Annotated in this window: 17 protein-coding genes and 1 tRNA gene; 8 read left to right on the top strand and 10 right to left on the bottom strand. The window is 54.9% G+C overall.

Features of this window, described 5'->3' with window-relative positions:
- Positions 1-68 precede the first annotated feature (68 nt).
- Positions 69-335, top strand: a complete 267-nt coding sequence (locus tag C9F12_RS22555; RefSeq protein ID WP_162816459.1) for a hypothetical protein — start codon at positions 69-71, stop codon at positions 333-335.
- A gap of 339 nt (positions 336-674) precedes the next feature.
- Here C9F12_RS22555 and cybH read toward each other — a convergent pair whose 3' ends face one another.
- The 4 genes from cybH to C9F12_RS22550 all read right to left on the bottom strand — a co-directional run bounded on the left by cybH (position 675) and on the right by C9F12_RS22550 (position 4,799).
- Positions 675-1,451: a Ni/Fe-hydrogenase, b-type cytochrome subunit gene (gene cybH, locus C9F12_RS11250; RefSeq protein WP_108448924.1), complete on the bottom strand. Its 777-nt coding sequence runs from the start codon at positions 1,449-1,451 to the stop codon at positions 675-677.
- 17 nt (positions 1,452-1,468) lie between these two features.
- Complete coding sequence (locus C9F12_RS11245) at positions 1,469-3,283, bottom strand: nickel-dependent hydrogenase large subunit (protein ID WP_108448923.1); 1,815 nt, start codon at positions 3,281-3,283, stop codon at positions 1,469-1,471.
- Positions 3,283-4,377 (bottom strand): hydrogenase small subunit, encoded by a 1,095-nt coding sequence (locus C9F12_RS11240; RefSeq protein ID WP_108448922.1) that lies wholly within the window; start codon positions 4,375-4,377, stop codon positions 3,283-3,285. Before C9F12_RS11240 ends, C9F12_RS11245 begins: the two co-directional genes overlap by 1 nt.
- Positions 4,378-4,652: 275 nt before the next feature.
- Positions 4,653-4,799 (bottom strand): hypothetical protein, encoded by a 147-nt coding sequence (locus tag C9F12_RS22550; protein ID WP_162816458.1) that lies wholly within the window; start codon positions 4,797-4,799, stop codon positions 4,653-4,655.
- A gap of 5 nt (positions 4,800-4,804) precedes the next feature.
- On the opposite strand from C9F12_RS22550, the gene C9F12_RS11235 reads away from it, so the two are divergent.
- A tRNA-Met gene (locus C9F12_RS11235) sits at positions 4,805-4,881 on the top strand.
- A 166-nt stretch (positions 4,882-5,047) separates the two neighbouring features.
- Here C9F12_RS11235 and C9F12_RS11230 read toward each other — a convergent pair.
- Positions 5,048-6,379 carry a M18 family aminopeptidase gene (locus C9F12_RS11230; RefSeq protein ID WP_108448921.1) on the bottom strand — a complete coding sequence of 444 codons (1,332 nt, stop codon included), beginning with the start codon at positions 6,377-6,379 and terminating at the stop codon, positions 5,048-5,050.
- Between the two features lie 173 nt (positions 6,380-6,552).
- Between C9F12_RS11230 and C9F12_RS11225 the strand changes: the two genes are divergently transcribed.
- Entirely contained in the window at positions 6,553-8,628 is a 2,076-nt protein-coding gene (locus C9F12_RS11225) for a carboxy terminal-processing peptidase (RefSeq protein WP_108448920.1), read from the top strand.
- Positions 8,629-8,997: 369 nt separating this feature from the next.
- A complete protein-coding gene (locus tag C9F12_RS11215) occupies positions 8,998-9,360 on the top strand; it encodes a type II toxin-antitoxin system CcdA family antitoxin (RefSeq protein WP_240184236.1) in 363 nt (120 codons plus the stop codon).
- Between the two features lie 1,046 nt (positions 9,361-10,406).
- On the opposite strand, the gene C9F12_RS11205 is transcribed toward C9F12_RS11215, so the two are convergent.
- The 4 genes from C9F12_RS11205 to C9F12_RS22540 all read right to left on the bottom strand — a co-directional run bounded on the left by C9F12_RS11205 (position 10,407) and on the right by C9F12_RS22540 (position 16,517).
- Positions 10,407-12,248, bottom strand: coding sequence for a UvrD-helicase domain-containing protein (locus tag C9F12_RS11205; protein ID WP_108448917.1), 1,842 nt, complete (start codon positions 12,246-12,248; stop codon positions 10,407-10,409).
- Positions 12,245-14,344, bottom strand: a complete 2,100-nt coding sequence (locus tag C9F12_RS11200; RefSeq protein ID WP_108448916.1) for an AAA family ATPase — start codon at positions 14,342-14,344, stop codon at positions 12,245-12,247. Before C9F12_RS11200 ends, C9F12_RS11205 begins: the two co-directional genes overlap by 4 nt.
- Before the next feature lie 395 nt (positions 14,345-14,739).
- The gene (locus C9F12_RS22545) at positions 14,740-15,411 is read right to left on the bottom strand and encodes a hypothetical protein (protein ID WP_162816456.1); all 672 of its coding nucleotides are present in this window, start codon (positions 15,409-15,411) and stop codon (positions 14,740-14,742) included.
- Between the two features lie 434 nt (positions 15,412-15,845).
- Positions 15,846-16,517, bottom strand: a complete 672-nt coding sequence (locus C9F12_RS22540) for a hypothetical protein (RefSeq protein ID WP_162816455.1) — start codon at positions 16,515-16,517, stop codon at positions 15,846-15,848.
- A gap of 110 nt (positions 16,518-16,627) precedes the next feature.
- Here C9F12_RS22540 and C9F12_RS11190 point away from each other — a divergent pair, with 110 nt between their 5' ends.
- Together C9F12_RS11190 and C9F12_RS11185 are read left to right on the top strand one after the other, a co-directional pair.
- The gene (locus C9F12_RS11190) at positions 16,628-16,837 is read left to right on the top strand and encodes a helix-turn-helix domain-containing protein (RefSeq protein ID WP_108448915.1); all 210 of its coding nucleotides are present in this window, start codon (positions 16,628-16,630) and stop codon (positions 16,835-16,837) included.
- Positions 16,838-16,855: 18 nt separating this feature from the next.
- A complete protein-coding gene (locus tag C9F12_RS11185; protein WP_108448914.1) occupies positions 16,856-17,620 on the top strand; it encodes an IS30 family transposase in 765 nt (254 codons plus the stop codon).
- 40 nt (positions 17,621-17,660) lie between these two features.
- Here C9F12_RS11185 and C9F12_RS11180 read toward each other — a convergent pair whose 3' ends face one another.
- Positions 17,661-18,077, bottom strand: coding sequence for a topoisomerase DNA-binding C4 zinc finger domain-containing protein (locus C9F12_RS11180; protein ID WP_108448913.1), 417 nt, complete (start codon positions 18,075-18,077; stop codon positions 17,661-17,663).
- Between the two features lie 934 nt (positions 18,078-19,011).
- On the opposite strand from C9F12_RS11180, the gene C9F12_RS23090 reads away from it, so the two are divergent.
- Positions 19,012-19,443, top strand: a complete 432-nt coding sequence (locus C9F12_RS23090; RefSeq protein WP_345840308.1) for a hypothetical protein — start codon at positions 19,012-19,014, stop codon at positions 19,441-19,443.
- 6 nt (positions 19,444-19,449) lie between these two features.
- Positions 19,450-19,728 (top strand): type II toxin-antitoxin system RelE/ParE family toxin, encoded by a 279-nt coding sequence (locus tag C9F12_RS11170; protein ID WP_108448912.1) that lies wholly within the window; start codon positions 19,450-19,452, stop codon positions 19,726-19,728.
- Positions 19,729-19,867: the final 139 nt, after the last annotated feature.

Raw genomic sequence — 19,867 nt, 5'->3', positions numbered from 1 at the left:
GCCTCTTTCAGCGGCTCGCTGTTCGTCTGATCCTGGATGCATTCGCCATAAAAACATCAAGATGCAGCATGAAAGCCAAAGGCCAGCCACGAAGCGCCTTGTTCAACAACAAACAAGACACCGAAAAACAAGACAACGACAAACAAGGCACCGAAAAACAAGACGCTGAAAAACAGGCCGCCAAAAAAACTGCCGAAAACGCTTCCACCTTCGCCACCCATGGCATATGCGAAAGCGATTTTTCACAATACAGCAGCCACTTACATGCACATATCCACGATGACCTGAAAAAATCTCGACCATTTCCGCAGAATAACGCCGCCACCTTTCAATAAAAAACATGCCCATCGTTTCGGCACAGCCACATGATATATAACCCTACAAAAGTCCAATAACCGCCGATTCAAAGAGAATCTTTCTCATAAAACACCGGGCAAGAACGTTTCAAAAGGTGACTTGTGATTACCTGATTAATGCCCGACCAAGATGCCTCCCCCACCGGCCTATGTACGCGCCTCGCCACCCTCCCTGAACGCAAACTAAAAGCGCCGGAGACCTCACCAGATATTCTCGGTGAAGCCTCCGGCGCCAACGGTCAGCGCTTACGCCCTTCAACGGCAGGGCTAACGATCAACTGCGAGCAATGACAAGTCACGGCAAGCAACGACAACTCACTACAAAGGGTCGTCGTCCTTGAAGGTGCGCTCCCCTGAGATCATGGTCGAGACGATGCTCTGGCGGGACATGATGTCTTCGCGTATCGCCACGTACACATGGATGATGATGAAGGTGATCATCACCCACATGCCGAGACGATGCAGGGTATGCACGTCCAGGCTCTGGCCCACCAGCGGGATGACCCAGCCGAACAGCGAGTCCTGCCAACTGCCGCGCAGGGCGCCTTCGGCGTATAGCGCCATTCCGGTCACGATCATGAACAGGGTGCCGAGGGTGATGAAGATGAACATCGCCAACTGTGCCAGGGGGTTGTGGCCCACGTACTTGCGCGGGCGCTTCTCCAGAAACAGGTACCAGCGAAGCTCGAACCACACCTCACGCCACCAGTCACGACGGTGCAACGGCAAGCGAAACAGCTGCTTGGCGTGGTGATTGCCGACCAGCGACCAGTAGAAGCGAAACAGAAAACCGATCGCCAGGATGTAGCCTGCGGTGAAATGGGCAAAGCGGATATAGCCCATCACGAAGTGATCACTGGCCTCACCTGACACCGTCGGCAGCGGCTTGCCGATAAAGTAGCCGGTGACGATCAGCACCAGGATGGCCGCCGCGTTGGTCCAGTGCCACAGCCGCAACGGCGCCTCGTAGACGTAGACCGAGGTCTGCTTGACCGAGGAAGGCAGCACCCGTTCCTCCCCGGGGCCGAGCTTGCCAGCCTGAGGGTCCTCCGGGCTGGCCGTTGCAGCAGGTGACGCTTTCGAGTCATGGGACATGGGACACCCTCCCCCGGCTATCTGACGGTGACGCGAGACAGCTCTTCACCGTCTTCGCTCATCACGTGGGTGGAACAGGCCAGGCACGGATCGAAGGAATGCAGCGTGCGCAGGATCTCCACCGGCTCGTCCGGCCGCTCCATGGGCGTATTCAGCAGTGACGCCTCGAAGGCGCCGATGTTGCCCTCCGGGTCCCGCGGGCTGCCGTTCCAGGTGGTCGGCACGATGCACTGGTAGTTCTCGATCTTGCCGTCCTTGATGCGGATCCAGTGGCCGTTCATGCCCCGGGGAGCGGCGACCATGCCGACACCGCGTGCCTCCTGGGGCCAGGACGCCGGGTCCCACTTCTCGATATTGGCGGTGGCCAGGTCGCCGGCGCGGATGTTGGCGATCAGCTCATGCCAGTCATCGAGCATCATGGACGCGCAGTAGTGAGCTTCCAGGGCGCGGGCCAGGGTACGGCCGATGGTGGTCGGCAGCGCCTGCTTCGGTGTCAGGCGGGTGCCGGCGAGCTGATTGAGGGCGGCCAGCGACGAGTCCACCTGGTCGATCACGAAGTCATTGCCCTGGGCGTAGTTGAGGATGTAGCGCGACAGCGGCCCCACCTCCATGGCGTGGCCGCGCCAGCGTGGCGACTTGATCCAGGAGTACTTGGCGGCCTCGTCGATCTCCTCGATCCGGGTGCGGGTGCCGACGGTGCCCTCGCCCAGTTCGTAGTGGTGCTCGGTCTCGCCGTCCCAGGGGTGCAGGCCACGGGACTCGTCGGCGTAGCGGTACCAGGAGTGGGCCACGAACTCCTGAATCTGCTCGGGGTCGGTGGGGTCCACCTCGTGGATCTCGTTCCAGTTGCCGCCGAGGATGGCGCCGCCCTTGAGCTGGTCGGTGGACTTGTCGTAGTTGACCTTGGAGTAGTCGCCGTAGTCCATCACGTTGGTGGCGGACAGGCCCCCGCCGTACAACCAGCCCTTGTAGAAGCTCGCAATGGCGATGACGTCGGGGATGTAGACGTTCCTGGAGAAGGCGAAGGCTTCCTCCATGCGCGCGCGCACGAAGTTGAGCCGCTCCATGTTGAGTGGCGCCCCGGCCGCCAGATCGCCGTCGATATTGATGGCACAGGGCACCCCTCCGACCATGTAGTTGGGGTGGGGGTTCTTGCCGCCGAACACGGTGTGGACCTTGACGATCTCCTTCTGCAGGTCCAGCGCCTCGAGATAGTGAGCGGTCGCCATCAGGTCCGCCTCCGGCGACAGCCGATAGGCGGGGTTGTCCCAGTAGCCGTTCTTGAAAAGCCCAAGCTGCCCCGACTCGATAAAGGTCTTCAGGCGATTCTGGACGTCGCGAAAATAGCCCGGCGACGACAGCGGATGGTTGGGGCCGGTCAACTGCTGCAGTTGCGAGGTCGCCCGCGGGTCGGCCCGCAGCGCGTTGACCGGGTTGACCCAGTCCAGCGCGTGCAGGTGGTAGAAGTGCACCACGTGATCGTGCCACTGCAGCACCTTGGCCATCATCTCGCGAATCAGGTGGGCGTTGCGCGGGATGCGGATGTCGAGAGCGTCCTCTACCGCGCGCACCGAGGCCAGCGCATGACAGCCGGTGCAGACGCCGCAGATACGCTCGACAAAGGCCCAGGCGTCGCGCGGGTCACGGCCCTTGAGGATGACCTCGAGCCCGCGCCACATGGTGCCGGTGGACACCGCGTTGCGGATGATGTTGTTGTCATCCACGTTGACCTCGCAGCGCATATGCCCCTCGATGCGGGTCACCGGGTCGACGACGATACGCCGTCCGCTTCTGTCCAGATTGAACCCGTTAGGGGTGTTGATCTGCGTCATCAGGCTTCCTCCCTGTTGGCTGACGACTGGCGCTTGATCTGCGCCCGTTTCAAGGCGCTGACGGCAGCGTGGACCGCCACCGCACCGCCCACCCCGGTGGCTACAACGCCGCCGATCTGGTCGGCGTTGGCCTCGATGCCGAACTGGTGCACGTCCTGCAGCCGGGCGTACCAGGAGCCCTTGTCCCAGAAGCCGTCTTCGGAGCAGCCGATACAGCCGTGGCCGGCCTGGATCGGGAAGCTCACGCCCTCGTTCCAGCGGATGGTCGAACAGGCGTTGTAGGTGGTCGGGCCCTTGCAGCCCACCTTGTACAGGCAGTAGCCGCGACGGGCGCCCTCGTCATCGAAGGACTCGACGAACTGGCCGGCGTCGAAGTGTGGCCGGCGGTAGCACTTGTCGTGGATGCGCTGGGAATAGAACATCTTGGGCCGGCCGGTGCGGTCGAGCTCCGGCAGCCGATCGAAGGTCAGCATATAGGTGATGACCCCGGTCATGACCTCGGCGATCGGCGGGCAGCCCGGTACCTTGATGATCGGCTTGTCGGTGATGACCTTGTGCACCGGAGTCGCCCGGGTGGGGTTGGGGCGCGCCGCCTGGACACAGCCGTGGCTTGCACAGGAGCCCCAAGAGATCACCGCCTTGGCGTGATCGGCGGTCTCGCGCAGCTGGTCGACGAAGGGCCGCCCACCGACGATGCAGAACATGCCGTCCTCATTGAGCGGCGGGTTGCCCTCCACCGCCAGGATGTAGTTGCCCTTGTAGCGCTCGATGGTGTCGGCCAGGGCGGCCTCGGCCTGGTGCCCCGCCGCCGCCATCAGGGTGTCGTCGTAGTCCAGCGAGATCATCGACAGCACCACGTCCTTGACCAGCGGATGGGCGGAGCGGATGAACGACTCCGAGCAGCAGGTGCACTCGAGCCCGTGTACCCAGATCACCGGCGTGCGCGGCTTGGTCTCCATGGCGTGGGCGATTTTGGCGGTGTAGGCAGGCCCGAGCCCCAGCGCCGCCGCCGTGAGTGAACAGAACTTCAGAAATGAGCGACGCGTGACCCCCTGTCGCCGCATCACGTCGTAGAAGGTTTCGATGGGCTCCATCGGCAACGACTCCCCTGTCGTGGTCCTGGATCTCGCCACCGGCGTGATCCCCTGATCTGGAGGCGGCCTGCCCTCATTACAGCCAAGGCCAGAAGCCGACACGAGGCCTGCACGAAAAGCCATCCAGATCGCCTGTTGTTGTTTCCCTCAACTACAGGGCAAGGCCCGTGCCAGATTGCTGGGAGTACGTCTTTTCAAATAGTTGGCGCACTTGACGACCACATGGCGGTAGCGCCCTTTCCAGCGGCCTCCGTCACGCCAGCACAGAACTCGCGCTACACGGCACACAGGTGGTAGCCGGCTTTCCAGCGCGCTGCGCTGGCGTCGCCGTCCCCGGGGCCATCACCAAGGCCGGCATCGGCGCCATCACCGTAGCCCAGGTGCTTGACAACAAGCCGGCAATCCGTAGAATACTGCGCCATCCAAAGGCTACGTAGCTCAGTTGGTTAGAGCACATCACTCATAATGATGGGGTCCCCTGTTCGAGTCAGGGCGTAGCCACCAGATACCGAAAGGCCCGTCGATCACCGATCGATGGGCCTTTTCGTTGTGCCTTCCTATGCAACGGTTCAACACCGACGCAGAAAAAACAGAGCGCCTGGCGGTGGCCCGCCAGGCGCTCTGTTATCGTCGTTTCAGTCTTTCAGCAAGCGTGCTGCGAGCGCTGGACCTACACCAGTTCGGCGCTGTTGAAGAAGGCCGTCAGCGCACGGGTCAGGTGTTCCACGTCCTGGCTGCCGGCGGTCTCGCGGATAGAGTGCATCGCCCACTGGGGCACCCCCACGTCCAGCGTCGGCACGCCAAGCTCGGTTGCGGTGATGGGGCCGATGGTGCTGCCGCAGCCCATGTCCGCCCGGGTAATAAAGGTCTGCACCGGCACCTCTACCTTCTCGCACAGGTCACGGAACATCGCCGCCGTGGCGCTGTTGGTGGCGTAGCGCTGGTTGGCGTTGGTCTTGATCACCGGGCCTGCGTTGAGACTCGGGCCGTGCTGGGCGTCGTGCTTGTCCTTGAAGTTCGGATGCAGTGCATGGGCGTTGTCGCAGGAGATCATCCGCGAGGACTGGATCAGGCGGATATAGCCTTCCTCGGTGCCCTCGCCGACCTGGCCATTCACCCGCTTGAGCACGTCGGCGAGGAACGGGCCCTGGGCGCCACAGGCGCTGGCGCTACCCACCTCTTCGTGGTCATTGGCGACCAGCACCATGCCCTGTTCGCCGTCGGCGTCGAGCATCGCTTCCAGGCCAATAAAGCAGGACAGCAGGTTGTCCAGGCGGGCGCTGGCGATCAGCTCCTTGCCCACGCCCACCAGCGACGGCGGCTGCAGGTCATAGAAGCCCAGCTCGAAGTCCAGCACCTTCACCCCGGTCAGACCGTGCTCCTGTTCCAGCCAGGCCAGCAGCAGGCGATCGAGGTCGTCGTCCTTGCCGCCCTGCAGCACCACCGGCGCCATCTGGGTCTGGGCATTCATCGCCTTGCCGTCGTTGGCTTCCCGATCCAGGTGGATGGCCAGGCTCGGGATGATGGCGATGGCCTCGGCAACGTTGAGCAGCACGCCCTCGACCCGCCCATCGGCGTGACGGACATGTAGACGCCCGGCCAGGCCCAGGTCACGGTCGAACCAGGGCGCGAGCAGTGCCCCGCCGTAGACCTGCACGCCAAGCTGCAGCCAGCCCGCAGACGTCTGGCCGGCGTGGGTCTTCAGCCTGAGATTGGGGCTGTCGGTATGGGCGCCGACCATGCGCAGACTGGTGACCGGCTGGCCCTTCGGCAGGTTGACAGCGATAATCGAAGAATCGTTGCGGGTCACGTAGAAGCGGTCACCGGGAACCAAATCCCAGCTATCGGTCTCCAACAGACGACGGTAGCCGGCGTCCTCGAGCCGCTGAGCCATGTTCGCGGTGGCGTGCCAAGGGCTGGGGGAACGGTGAAGAAACTCAAGCAGCCGACTGAGCCTTTTGGCGCATCCGGCATCATCCTTTGGCAAGCACTCCTGTGACATGGGCGTCCTCTGTTGCATGATAGTGTGGTTCAAGGATTGACCCTAAATGTCGCACAACGGCAAGGGTCAAGGATTGACATCAAGCTGCTACAATGCGAATCCGGTCCAAGGGACCCGCCGACCGAGTCGGTGTCAGACCGACGAGTGTACACGAATCCTGGAGTGCTTCATTGATGAGCCTGATTGAGTCTGCGGGTCGCGCCCTGGCGCTGTCCCTGCTGATCGCGGCCCCTACGGCGCTGGCTACTCCCACGCCCGGCGACGACCAGCGTCAGGCGGCCATGGAGGTGGCCGAATCACTACGCTACGGCCACTACGCGGACGTGAGGCTGGACGACCAATGGTCCAACCGCGCCTTCCAGCGTTATCTGGACGTGCTGGACGGCCAGCGTGCCTACTTCGTGCAGGACGACGTGGATGAGTTCGCTGATCTGCGTACCGGCATGGACGAGGCAATGCTCGAAGGCTCCCTGGAGCGGGCCTACGACCTCTACGAGCGCTACCACGATCGTGCCGAGGCGCGTCTTACGTGGATGCTAGACGAGATCGACCACCTCGACATGAGCTTCAACGGCGAAGGCCGCCTCGAACTCGACCGCGAGGATGCCGCCTGGGCCGCCTCCCAGGCGAGCCTAGACGACTTGTGGCGCAAGCGCCTGGCCAACGCCGCCCTGACGCTGTCGATAAGCGGCCAGGAAGACGACGAGGTCATCGACACCCTGCGCGAGCGCTACGAGACCCAGAAGCATCGCCTCGAGCAGACCAACGCCGAGGACGTGTTCGGGCTGATCATGGCCGCCGCCACCGGCACCGTGGACCCCCACACCGAATACCTGTCGCCGCGCCAGGGCGAGTCCTTCGACATCCAGATGCGCCTCTCGCTCGAAGGCATCGGTGCCCTGCTCCAGGCCGACGGCGAGTACGTCAAGGTCGCGAGCCTGGTGCCCGGTGGCCCGGCCGAGAAGGACGGCGCGCTCAAGCCCGCCGACCGCATCATCGGCGTCGGCCAGGAAGGCGAAGACATCGTCAACGTGGTCGGCATGCGCCTGGACGACGTGGTCGAACTGATTCGTGGGCCCAAGGGCTCCGAGGTACGCCTCGAGGTGGTGCCCGGCGAAGCCGTGGACATGACCCGCTCCACCGTGGTCGACATCACCCGTGACACCGTCAAGCTCGAGGATCAGGCGGCCAGCAGCGAGGTCATCGAGATCCAGCGCGAAGACGGCGTGCACAAGGTCGGCGTGATCGAGGTGCCCGCCTTCTACGTCGACTTCGACGCCTGGCAGGCCGGCGAGGAAAACTACCGCTCCACCACCCGTGACGTTGCCGCCGAGGTCGAGAAGCTCAAGGCCGAAGGCGTTGAGGGCATCGTGCTGGACCTGCGCAACAACGGCGGCGGCGCGCTGCAGGAAGCCAACTCGATGATCGGCCTGTTCATCGACCGTGGCCCCACCGTGCAGGTACGTGACGCCCGTGGCCGCATCAGCCTGTACGGCGACACCGACAGCGGCACCCTGTATGACGGCCCGCTGGTGGTGCTGGTCAACCGCCTGTCCGCCTCGGCCTCAGAGATCTTCGCCGGTGCCATCCAGGACTACGGTCGCGGCCTGATCGTCGGCTCCAACACCTTCGGCAAGGGCACGGTGCAGACCCTCAACGACCTGAGCTACGGCCAGATCAAGCTGACCCGCGCCAAGTTCTACCGCATCTCTGGCGAGAGCACCCAGAACCGCGGCGTGAAGCCGGACATCATGTACCCGAGCCTGCTCGACCCCGAGATCATCGGCGAGAGTGCGCTGGACAACGCCCTGCCCTGGGACACCGTCCGCGACGTCCAGTACCGCAGCTACGGCACCCCGCGCCAGTACCTGAAGGACCTGCGCGCCCGCCACCAGCAGCGTGCCGACGAGCACCCCAACTTCCACTACCTGGAACAACGGGCAGAGCTGGCGAGCCGTCTGCGCGAGCAGCACACCAGCGTCAGCCTGAACCGCGAGCAGCGTCAGCGTGAAGCCGACGCCCAGGACGCCGAAATGCTGGCACTGGAAAACGAGCGCCGCGAAGCCCTCGGCCTCGACATCCTCGAAGAATGGGGCGACGCCCGCGAAAGCGGCGACGATACCGACCTCGCCGACGAAGAGACCGAAGAGGAACAGCCCGTCGACCGCGCCGAGGTCGAGGAGTCAGCGGAAATCCTGCTCGACTTCGCCGAACTCGGCCCAAGCTGGCAGTACGCGGTAAAAGGCTAAGCGGCGACAGAAACGTATCGCTGCAAGCAACACGAAAAAGCCGGGGCATCGAGCCCCGGCTTTTTTATGGACGTGGTCTGAACTCAGCCATCGCCAACCTAACGGCGAACAGCCCTTCTCACTCTTCTCTCCCTCCAAAGCCCCATCGCGACCAGGAGTTCGAGCAAGGCGAAGCCCACAAACGCCACCCCGTAGACCCATCGAACCTGACGCTGCTGCTCCTCGGTCGGAAACAGCTCCAGCGAGCCATGCAAGAACCCTGCACCGCTCAACAGCATCAACAAAAGCAACAGCACCGCAGCACACCAGAGTAGGATTCTCACCTTCGTCCTGCCTTGTTCGTCAGAGGGCAACCAAGAGAATGGGCAGATGCAGTTACTGAGCGCAACTGAAGTGCCCCTTCTCCAAGCCAACCTCACTACAGTAGTTGCCAACGCCCATGCGGCTAACCATATTGATGGTGCTACCGAAAAAGGAGGCATGACGATGCGAAGGCGATCTGACCAGAGAGCTCTTAAAAAAGCCAAAAACCTCAGCAGCAACAATGATTTGAGCGAAAAGACCGGACGTCTGAAGGCCAACATCTCGGCTACACGAGAGAAAGCACTGGAAGCAAAGCTCTCCGAGAGCGAAGCCGAACAATGGCAGTGGGACAACAGCAACGCTATCAAAGCCTACAACCATGCTGTCGCTGAGCATGGGTGCCTTGGAGAAGAGTACAGGACATTCTAATGCCCCCAGTTCGACGTGTACGCTAACCCCAGCGCGTCGACGAAAAGGATGTACCCTACCTTCTGGACATACAGAGCGCTACGCTCTCGGCGTTGGCCACCCGAATTGCGGTGCCCCCTGGACGAGCATCATTCCTCAAAGGAGAAAAACTGACCCGCCTTACTCCAACAGCGCCCCTCGACAGCGAAGAACTGTTGATCCTTATCCCACAAATCGCATCATTGCCTGCCAGCGTTTTAAAAACGCCCATCGGCACTCTAGAGCACATGCGAGATGAAATAGTCGCCGCACTCGACTTCGCAATAGTCGGGTTCTAGTTCTGGATATCGGTGTCTAACGCCCGCAGGTGCGGACAACGTGTAGCGACGAAGGAGCGGAAAGGTGCTCCGACAGCCCGCGCTTTTTATGAACTTTTTAACCTCGCACTGAACTGGTTACGTTCTTCAGACGGGAACTCCCAAGACCAGATACTGCTTGAAAAATCTATCTCTTTCCAGCAAGGTAAAGACTCAAGTTCTCTTAAAGCATCATAGAGACGGATGATCGATATTTCCACGCACCCTTAAAATGATCGGGTCATTGCGGCTAGAGGTAGAAAACACATGTATCTCAATCACGCTATCTTTAGTGATGAATTTCCAAAGTGCGAAATCTGGCTTCAGCGAAAACTCGACTTCTTCCGACTTGGAGCCTGACTGTAACCCAAAAAAATGTCGACTAACATGCAGAGCGAATTTCACGGAGCATCAGAAATAACTAAAAAATTGCGCATTCACGGTCACTAATGATGACGTCCATCCAGCCATGCTCAGGCGTATTAAATTTAAATTTCAAATCATTCATAGGTATAGTGCATAACGCCTGGCTCATGCGCCGATTTGGAGCTGCGAAACCGCGGGAAATCGGTCGCTGTGCAGCCATTTTTTATGCCTGCGGAACACTCGCTTGTTTCAGATCCGAATTTGAGTGCCCATGTAGTTATTTCTCGGATGCGCATGAAGAAAATGATGGTTAAAATAGTGGTCGATTTTCTATTATCTAGGTCATCAGAGATGCGAAACCTGATCTTTTCTGAAGAGACCGCGACCAATCAATTCTGCTCCAGCCGCAGACGCTTCACTTGAAAATAACAGAATTCGCAAATTCACCTCGGCTCTTGAGAAACATACATAAGCTAGCTTTTCAGTGAGCTCCCTTTGCCGTTCAGTTGGCTCCCCCGCGACGCCCGGCGTTAGCACCTTGGAAAAACTGTAGGCGTTCCATGACGCCTCAACGTCGTCGATCATAACCAGTACATTTTCATACTCTTCGCCTTTGACACCGTGCTGAGTGCTAAATGGGGAGTTTTCATCCAGAAAATCGATGTATTTCTCTAATTCTTCAGTCCCAAGTTTGAAAAACTCATCGGCTAGCCAATCGCTTTTCTCACGCTGATGCTCATCGTTTCTCGCGTCAAACTCTTCGCGAGGACCACGATCCAACTGATAGGCGAGCCGCTCCGATACCGGATAAAGAGCATTGTCACGGCAGTACTCGAGAATTTCCCGCAAACTACAAGTTTTCCACATATCTTCCAAGGCTTTGGAGTGCTGTGAAGCGAGATCAAGCATATCTCTTAGGGATTTTTCCTTATTCTTTCCGTCATCTGAATATGCGGGACTAGTCTGGCGAAGCGTTTCAATTGTCCTTTTCTCGTTTCCGGACCTAAAGGCCTCTACAAGTGAAAAAATCCCGTCAACGAATGGCTTAAGCAGGTAGTGAGTCCCATCCTCATAATCCGACTGTGAGCGGGAGGATGAGTATAATCCGGTAAAGAGCTCATGGAGTTTTATAAATCCTAATCTGCGCGCAATCATTCGACGAGCGAGGAATAATTTTTTCACAGAAGGATTGTCTTTCCATCCCCAAAGTTCAACGGCTTGTGAAAATTTGGCTGTAACGTCGTCCAACTGCCCGGCTGTGTAGGTATTTCTTGGCCCATTGGGTCTCGGCGCCTGCGCGATGGTTATCTGGACGCTTCCTTCGACTTCAGCGTTCACCTCACCGGGTACTTGCTGCAAATCCGACCTAAAGTTGTTGAGAAGATCAATCACAGAGGTAGAACAACGAAAATTTTCCTCCTTCGGTATAACTGTTGCACCTTCTGGTCCGGCAAAATCCCCCGCACGCTTGTCGTAGATTTGCTGCATCGGATCACCGAAGTATCCAATAATAGGCAGGCCTTCACCTGAACAGATAGCGTTTAAGGCAGCCATCACTTGAGGAAAAGTATCCTGGGCTTCATCAACGAACATATAAGGATATTTAAAGCCTATCCCCTTTCGTAAGACTGGTTTATTCGAGATCAGATAAGATGCAACATCAATAACATCATCATGATTCAACACACATTTAGAGTAGTCGCTTATCGTGGTTTCTTCATATTTAGCTAATGGCTTTTCTTTCAACGCTTCCAGCTCACGCGCTAGCCGCTCAAGTTTCGCCCTCGCCTTTTGTGCTTTCTGGGAGGCTCTACCGTTGTCGTCCTTCTCCGCCTTCTCAACTTGACTTGGTATAATTGCTACGCAAAGCGCATCTCGTATAGCATCCTGAAATCGAACAATCTCTCCCCAGAGAAATCCATGAAGTGTTGAAACAAAAAACAACTCATCAAAACCAAGCCGAGACGAGATCACCTCGACCGCACGATTCGTATAGGTGATGCATACAATACGTTGTCCATTCTTTCTAAGTTCCTTCCCGTGCTTGTCTCGTATCCTCTTAAGCGCTTTGACGAGAGATGTGGTTTTTCCGGAACCCGCGCCAGCAATAACCGAAAACGATGTTTCAGAGTCTACGCAAGCAGCAATCTTCTCGTCTGCTTCCGTCGGCTTTAGCCTAGTATTCATTCTCCCTCTCCCTGTTTCTGCGAGAGGTGTCCATCAAGCCATTGCAGGCCTTCTGCGATATAGCATGGCACATTCCAATAGCATGTAGCATGATCTGCGGGGCCACTACCGCCCTCATGTTTCCGGACTGAGGGCTCAAAACCCAAAGCATCCATTGCAAATTCGGTCTTCTTGAATGTGGAGCCTTTGATGCGCTCCCATACAACTTTGTGTAGTTCAGTCGGTTCGCTGGGAAGGCCGATGCCAATACTCAACTTACCCTCTTGAAACAAATCAAGATTTTCGTAGACGAAAGCCTCTTCAAGCGTCCTCCCATGGAAGGTATGCGATTGGCCTTCAATGTCTACTGAAACCGGCTTCTGATAGGAGACAAAACGTTTTCCATCGGCCTGAAGGCAATTATAATATGTCTGCTTAGCGAGTTTCTTCACTCCAGTTTCTTGGAAAAAATAACTAAGAGTTGCGTTAGCCGAGACAGCGTTCTCTTCCGTAGCAATACAATTCTTACGATTGTTATCGGGGTCAACAGAATCGATGTCCGTGATAACTAGATACGGAATCTCTAGGAACTCCAATAAGCCAGCGAAGCGCATTCCATATGCCCCACCGACCTCTAGAACGGTCAAGTATTTTTTATTGAGGTTTTCGGCCACGATATCGATCATCCGTGGCAGTAGGAGCTTTTCTACTGCACCCTCTACAAGAATCGCCGCATCAGAAAAAAATAAATCGCAATGGGTTAGCCGCAGATACTTCTTGAGAAATGACAAGGCTTCCTCAGCCGAAACAATATGGCTTCCTACATCTATAGGATCCGGCTGAAACTGCCGAAGGCTATGCACCGTTGTTCCTTGAAATACTTTACCTTCCGATGCTTCGTCAATAAGCTTCCGGCGGAAATATCGGATTTTTGAGAAATCAACAGTATCCAAAATATGTGAAGAATGCGTTGTGATGGCGAGCTGGGGTTTATCTTCCTCTTCCGGTGTCCCGGCAGTCAGAACATCCCACATTTGGCGAATGAATGTTTGCTGGACCTGAGCATGTAGGTGAACCTCTGGCTCTTCTATAAAGATAACCTGACACATTGGACGATTCTCTTCAGTGGAAAGCCATTGCCTATAAAAGTGGTCAATCTGGATCGCCATAAATACAAGATTTTTGAATCCGAGCCCATTGTAGCCTTCGGGGAGTTCATGGTTGGTGTTGGTGTCGACATAAAATAGTTCGGTGTTTCCTCGCAGCGCGGCATCCGAGCTAAGCGTTGAAACAACTCTCATCGCACGGTCGTTGCCAGAAGGAAGCCCTAGACCTCCGATCATTTTCATCAACGGCTCAAAGTGCTGGTCATAATGCTCCGTCAGATTTTTATTATTTTCTTCAATAACAGAGACGGCCTTCTCGGCAAGCTCCGCTTGCTCAAGATTGCGCTTGTAATAGGTTGCAAAAGCTTCTGATAATCTGTTGCTACTTGTAGCGTTCTCATCATCAATGTTACGCTGAGCGTCAACGAAATCGACGCGAAGTAGCGAATTCAGAATGTTTTTCCCGTTCTTGGGGTCAATCGGCGTCGCTATAGCCTCCTTCTGGCTTTTTTCAAGTGAAAACATATGTAAGCTAAAATATTTTCTCAGATTACCTTCCAACTCAAGGAAATGACTTAAAGACCGCTTTCGCTTACCGTCTTCCCCTTTGGGAAAGGTGTTGTCGTACTGCTCCCAAAGCTCCGCAACGTCTTCTACTGCCAATGCGCACCGCATACCGATCTCTGAAAAATCTGCCGACAGGCTTGTTGCAAGGTCGAATACACGCCCGAAGGAAATAGATCCCGGGTCAACCTCGAACCAAAGATCAAGCTCTATGGACGGCAAGCTAGCACCTTGACTGGGATCATATTTATCAATGCTAAAAATGCAATTCATCGAAAAGTCGTGAATCTTGAAATCACGGTTCCCTAAAAAACTTCTAACGGCGGCTGTGGCAGAGGTCTTTCCGCTGTTATTTGGACCGACAAATACAGTTTCCTTGTGCTCGAAATCAACTTCCACATCCCTCAGGCGGCGGAAATTTCTTATCGAAATACTCTTTAATCGCATGTACGACCTCAGTCTTTAGCCATGTCACTACCATCCCAGGCAGTATTGTACAAAATGCTTTTCCGGATAGATTGCTGACAAAGATTGCGGGATTAATAAGAACGGCACAATCCCTATCGTCAGAATGCTCGACGGTCTACGAATATTGCTTAAAATATTGTTCCGCTCTGTCCAGTGCCGCCGCGGCCCTGAACGAGGCCGGCCACTGACTACGAGGACACTCCGCTTAGCTATACCGATCTATTTGAGCGCAATCCATTCAACTTAGCTGTATATGGGTGTTAATTTTTCTCTTGCTTAGCTCCGGGAGGCCATTAACCTTCCATCAAGACTCCCTCAAGGCATAACGCTTACAGCATGGTCGCGACGTCAGGAGCGTCCCTTGCCTGTATTTATTATGCACTTTGTGTAAAAACCTGGTCGTATAGTTTATCCATGAACTTCTCGACTGTAGTTATAATAGCATCAATGTATTCGCGATCTATCTTAATATATCTTTCATCTTTCAAACTTAACCCAGGGCTATTAGTTACAATACTTTTAAGCTGTGTAGTGCTCCTCGCCGCTTTGATATTGCCTTCTGAATGGACAATGCAATTCCTAATTTTGTTAAACGATGAAATTGTGCTCCACTCGCCATTGAGCAATGAAAAATCAATCCCTGCCAGTTTTTCTAGATAGGATTTAGCCCTTACGATACCCTCACCATGAAGATCACCAACCTCAACAGGGTATCCATGTCGCTTGTATAGATGACCACATAATGTATTTAAAGAGTTTTCCAAAAAAGAATATACAGATACCAGTGTTGACCTTCTGTATAGCCCAACATGAATTTCTTCAATGATGTAGTAGTCATCAGAAAAGTAATTCTCCACTTCTCTAATCTCATCATCGTTAAGGCCTTCTGTAGCTTCTGAAAATGAGTCAGCCAAACGGTTCTTGTCGGCAGAAAACTTACACTCAATCTCAAGCGTATACTCTCTGAAGCGCTCGAGCTTGTCTTTAGCTTGATGTCTGAAAATTTTCTCAAATAGCTTGCTTTTATCTAGTTCATATAATCCCATTGCTTTTCCTTTGAGGTTCGGCTTTCATAACGCCCGCCAGCAGGCGTGCGGATTTTTGCATCGTCTGCCTGTCATTGATATGTTTATTTAGTATCCAATTTACTCGGGCTTACCTATCAAGACACCGATACCCTCATTTCGTATCGTCGCCTTCAATTCTTCCAAAGCATCAGTATCGGTCGCGGAAAGCTCATTCCAGACGGTAGACGTGCCTTCTTCATCTACCACCTCGAGAATCCCCACTCTCCTCTCCGCGATAAATCTTAACTTGAAGCGTCTTCCCGCGGTCGGTGGGCTCTTGGCACAGAGGACTCACCCCGATTTCTACGTCATCGGTCATCCATCGTCCTCCAGAAAGGCCTGACACATAATGGCTTAATAACCGGCGCAGTTCTGCTTCGTCCGGCGCCGTAGGAGCGAAATTGATTAACTTGTTAGATTTTTTTCTTCCAGCCTTGCCTTTTGCATGCAGATACAACATCTTTAGGTCTCGCTTCATACTTGGACTGAACCAGTACAGAGAAGCTAGGCGATACTTCCCTATCAACATTTACTACCAACTGAGAACAATACTGGTCTTTGACATTGTTTTTTAACCAAGCTGGAGCATTATTCCTATCTAGCCACTCATTGACTTGATTAGGCATGCCAGAAAGACGAGATAATGGCAATCCTATAAATATTGAAATCACTGTGAGCAGAAAAAAGCAAACAGCGATCTCCATATCGTCGATTACAGATAGTGTTACAATGCCGCCTATAAATGTAACTACTGACAAAAAACAAAAAGCGTTCCATAGCAGATGAGGAAGACCTGCGTATCCGGCTCTTAGTAAGTTGTATTTTAGCCCCTGATTCTTTAAGCATTTAGCATGGTTTTTTAAATTTTTCTGTTCTTCAGGTTTTAGCTCTGATGGCCTTTCAAAAAGATAGGCGCTCTTTGACTTTTCCGTGCATTCACTCAATGTTCTTATCACCACACCACTTGGGATGGCTTCAACTACATTCTTATCATCAATCGCGATTGCAACATGAGACCAGCGGCTAATTGTTGATACTTGTACAAAACGGTTTCCCGTTGTAGCGATAATATCACCAGCTTTCATAATTCCTTCCTGGATTCATAGAATAGCTGCAGCACTTTGGACCACGAGGTAGAGGCGAGAGGATCAGCGCCGGTACCCTTCTCGGTTCACCGACCAAAGTGAAGCAGAGTATGCGATACCGACAGCTAACCCAGAGCCAACGATACCAAATATATGCCCGTCATAACCTGGGAATGAGCCGACATCAGATCGCCAGAGAGCTTGGTATCCACAGCAGTACGATCAGCCATGAACTGCGCCACAACGCTACCACCAGCGGCTACGATCCAGAGCGGGCGCAGTCCCGCAGTGATCATCGGCGACGTACCGCCTGGAAGTAGACAAAGCGCTTACCCAGTATGATCGCCGCCGTCGCTGACCGACTGCGGGAGGAATGGAGCCCGGAGCAGATCAGCGGTTTCATGGCGCCCTTGTATGGCGTAGGCGTCAGTCGCCAGTGGATCTACGCCTTGATCTGGGATGTTCAGGCTCGTGGTGGCGATCTCTGGCAGCATCTCCGTCAGCCCAAGCGGCGCAGCAAGCACCGTGCCAGGGCAAAGAGCGCAGAGCTCGGCAAGATTCACAACCGTTTGGGCATCGAGCATCGTCCCGCTGAGATCGATGACAGACGCTTTATTGGGTACTGGGAGAGTGACACCGTGGTCCAGGGGCACAAACAACCAAGCCTGGTGACGCTGGTCGATCGACGTAGCGGCTATCTGCTGGCAGTACGATTGCCCAAGCTCTCAGCGGAGCTGACGCAAAAAGCCATGATCCGGCTGCTTAAGCCTCGCCGGGGTGCTGTCCAGACCACCACCCTGGACTCCGGCTCGGCGTTCACTGATCACGAGACCGTAGCCCAGCCGGTAACGGCAGCGATTCACTTCTGCGCTCCCTACTGTTCCGGTCAGCGTGGGACCAATGAAAACACCAATGGCCTGATACGGCAGTACTTCCCCAAGGGAACGGACTTTCAACAGGTCACCGATGTCGAGTTACGCAGGGTGGTCAAGAACCTGAATGATCGCCCCCGAAAACGACTGGGATATCGGACACCGGCACAGGTGTTCCTCGGTGAGTACTCAGGAGCCTTGGATACCGCAAGTGCTGCGCTTATTGCTTGAATTCAGGCTCAGAGGATGCGTCCGCCGAAGTTGAAATATTTTATAAGTTCAACAGCCCTTTGCAATTGGGGTACTTAGAACAACCCCAGAATTTATTTCCGACATATGGCCCAGTCTTAGCAGTTCTTAAAACCATCTTAGCCCCACATGTTGGACAAAAAGGTATGACAGTTTCTTCAAACTCACCATCTTCCAAACCATCTTCTACTTTTGCATATTTCATCTCATCGGTCTTTTTACTATCCGCAGGCCTTTTTGTATTATTTAATCCCCCGGGATTAAGAAAATAGTTTAATAGAACGGCAACTACAAAAGTATGTGGTAACGCCGCCATAATACAGTAAGGAGCAAAGCATGCCCCAAATATAAATATCTGATTAACAATTATTATCAAAACCCAAGTTACTAGCAAGGCTTGAAAGTTTCTTATTGCACTTTTTAGAATATCCTTCAACATGTCTGCACCTTTAAAAAATAAGATTGCCATTACGCTATTATCGCGCGTATAGACTTGTTAAAAAATCATTCATAACATCAACTTATAAACATGAGAAATTTTCCCGATCAAAAGGGTGAGGCTTATACAAATTCATCAAATACAATACTGCCCTGACAGGACTGAATGCCAAACGCAGAGAAACGCCCACGCCATGTCACCGAGAGAAAGGCCTATCTCCCCATCACCTACGCACTACCACACAGGCACGCTACCGCCACGACGGCCACACGACATGACCACCCAGGCGGCGAAGGCCGCTGTGCGATCACAAGTAGGGAAGGAATTGAGAACGGGTAACCAAAAACGGCAGCACGCTGCCATACAGGCGGCAAGGCGCCTGCATTGAACGTCAGATTAGCGTTGGCTGGTCATCCCTTGGCCATAGACGGCTTTCCTATCCCTGCGCATGATCGTTGTTTTCGTGCTCGTAGCGGCACTGTTTATAGCTTGGCATTGGCCATTAGCAGCAGAATAGACAAAAGATGCGAGGAATGGGAACGAATTTACGCGTTTTTTGGCTTAAGTCTTACAAACTGTTGAATTTCGAAAGCTGCTTTTTGAAAGCACGTGCTCGAATAAAATTCGGGGATAGAGGTTTGAAGCGAATACGACTGCCCTGCCCAGCGCGAGCAAGCAATCACTCGCATATGGCGAATGGATGGTATAGCTTGTTCAGCTCGGCGCCAGGTAACCGCGATGCGTTTCTGATCCACCACCGAACCTTGCCGCCATTGACGGGAACGGCGCCGTCCGTCTGTGAGGCAACGTTTCGAGGTAACGCTACCAGGAAGCGTATTCACGCCCAGCGCGGCAAGCGGGCCTGGGTTGCCATACTGAGCACCAAAACGAGCCAATATACGTGAATACGTCAGAATGAGCTGCGAGGCTTCAGATGGATACCCGTATACAGTTTCGTATCGATCAAGAGACAAAGCGCCTAGCCCAGCAGATGGCAGAGAGCCAGGGGCGTACGCTCAGTGGCGCCTGCAGGGAATTGGCAGAACAACTCGCCGAGCAACAGCGCCAAGCAACAGCGCCGAGCAACAGCGCCAAGCAACAGCGCCAAGCAACAGCGCCAAGCAACAGCGCCAAGCAACAGCGCCAAGCAACAGCGCCAAGCAACAGCGCCAAGCAACAGCGCCAAGCAACAGCGCCAAGCAACAGCGCCAAGCAACGTCACACCATGACTGGTTATCGCTTCAGGTCAAGCGAGCGTTTGACAGACTCGAAGCCGGTGCAGCGACCTTTGTCGATCATGAAACCGCAAAATCCCGGATGGCAGAACGAAAGTCACGGATCCGCGCCCGTGACCTTGCCCCGGTAATCGGCGATTCCAAGGGAAGAAGAGGGTCTGACAAGGCGTGAAGCCATTTTTGACTTCCTCTACCAGTTCAATCCTGTGGTCGCCGAACGGACTGATGGCCAGATTGAGGAAAGGGCAGAACTGCTGATGCTGCAACCGCTACTCGGCGTAGAGCGCCAAGGTATTCCTGGTCGCTTGCTAATCCTTCCGGAAGTATCGTTTCTGATCTCCTATCAGTTGGCAGGCTCAGATATCCGGATCATGCGGGTCCTTCACCAAAAGCAGCAATTCCCGCCCGCCGATTGACGGCTAATCACTCTCTGACCGCAAAGGCTCGAAGCGGACGTAGCTTCTTGGCTCGGCTGATGGACGGAGTCAGCCGGCCCCTCCCCTTCGCTCGATATCCGTTAAGCGTCATTACCTCACCTGCTCTGCATCCTGCCCA

This window comes from Halomonas sp. BN3-1 (assembly GCF_003056325.1).
Classification (GTDB): Bacteria; Pseudomonadota; Gammaproteobacteria; order Pseudomonadales; family Halomonadaceae; genus Halomonas; species Halomonas litopenaei.
Note: the sequence above shows the minus strand (reverse complement) of the source record. Positions and strands in the feature narration are given on the sequence as shown.

Bases quoted from the DNA above. Each gene is read 5' to 3' on its own strand.
- cybH (WP_108448924.1), bottom strand. From the start codon at position 1,451: ATGTCCCATGACTCGAAAGCGTCACCTGCTGCAACGGCCAGCCCGGAG.
- C9F12_RS22540 (WP_162816455.1), bottom strand. From the start codon at position 16,517: ATGAAAGCTGGTGATATTATCGCTACAACGGGAAACCGTTTTGTACAA.
- C9F12_RS11230 (WP_108448921.1), bottom strand. From the start codon at position 6,379: ATGTCACAGGAGTGCTTGCCAAAGGATGATGCCGGATGCGCCAAAAGG.
- C9F12_RS11240 (WP_108448922.1), bottom strand. From the start codon at position 4,377: ATGGAGCCCATCGAAACCTTCTACGACGTGATGCGGCGACAGGGGGTC.
- C9F12_RS11200 (WP_108448916.1), bottom strand. From the start codon at position 14,344: ATGCGATTAAAGAGTATTTCGATAAGAAATTTCCGCCGCCTGAGGGAT.
- C9F12_RS11185 (WP_108448914.1), top strand. From the start codon at position 16,856: ATGATCGCCGCCGTCGCTGACCGACTGCGGGAGGAATGGAGCCCGGAG.
- C9F12_RS22555 (WP_162816459.1), top strand. From the start codon at position 69: ATGAAAGCCAAAGGCCAGCCACGAAGCGCCTTGTTCAACAACAAACAA.
- C9F12_RS22545 (WP_162816456.1), bottom strand. From the start codon at position 15,411: ATGGGATTATATGAACTAGATAAAAGCAAGCTATTTGAGAAAATTTTC.
- C9F12_RS11180 (WP_108448913.1), bottom strand. From the start codon at position 18,077: ATGTTGAAGGATATTCTAAAAAGTGCAATAAGAAACTTTCAAGCCTTG.
- C9F12_RS11190 (WP_108448915.1), top strand. From the start codon at position 16,628: ATGCGATACCGACAGCTAACCCAGAGCCAACGATACCAAATATATGCC.
- C9F12_RS11215 (WP_240184236.1), top strand. From the start codon at position 8,998: ATGCAGTTACTGAGCGCAACTGAAGTGCCCCTTCTCCAAGCCAACCTC.
- C9F12_RS11225 (WP_108448920.1), top strand. From the start codon at position 6,553: ATGAGCCTGATTGAGTCTGCGGGTCGCGCCCTGGCGCTGTCCCTGCTG.
- C9F12_RS11205 (WP_108448917.1), bottom strand. From the start codon at position 12,248: ATGAATACTAGGCTAAAGCCGACGGAAGCAGACGAGAAGATTGCTGCT.
- C9F12_RS23090 (WP_345840308.1), top strand. From the start codon at position 19,012: ATGGATACCCGTATACAGTTTCGTATCGATCAAGAGACAAAGCGCCTA.
- C9F12_RS11245 (WP_108448923.1), bottom strand. From the start codon at position 3,283: ATGACGCAGATCAACACCCCTAACGGGTTCAATCTGGACAGAAGCGGA.
- C9F12_RS22550 (WP_162816458.1), bottom strand. From the start codon at position 4,799: ATGGCGCAGTATTCTACGGATTGCCGGCTTGTTGTCAAGCACCTGGGC.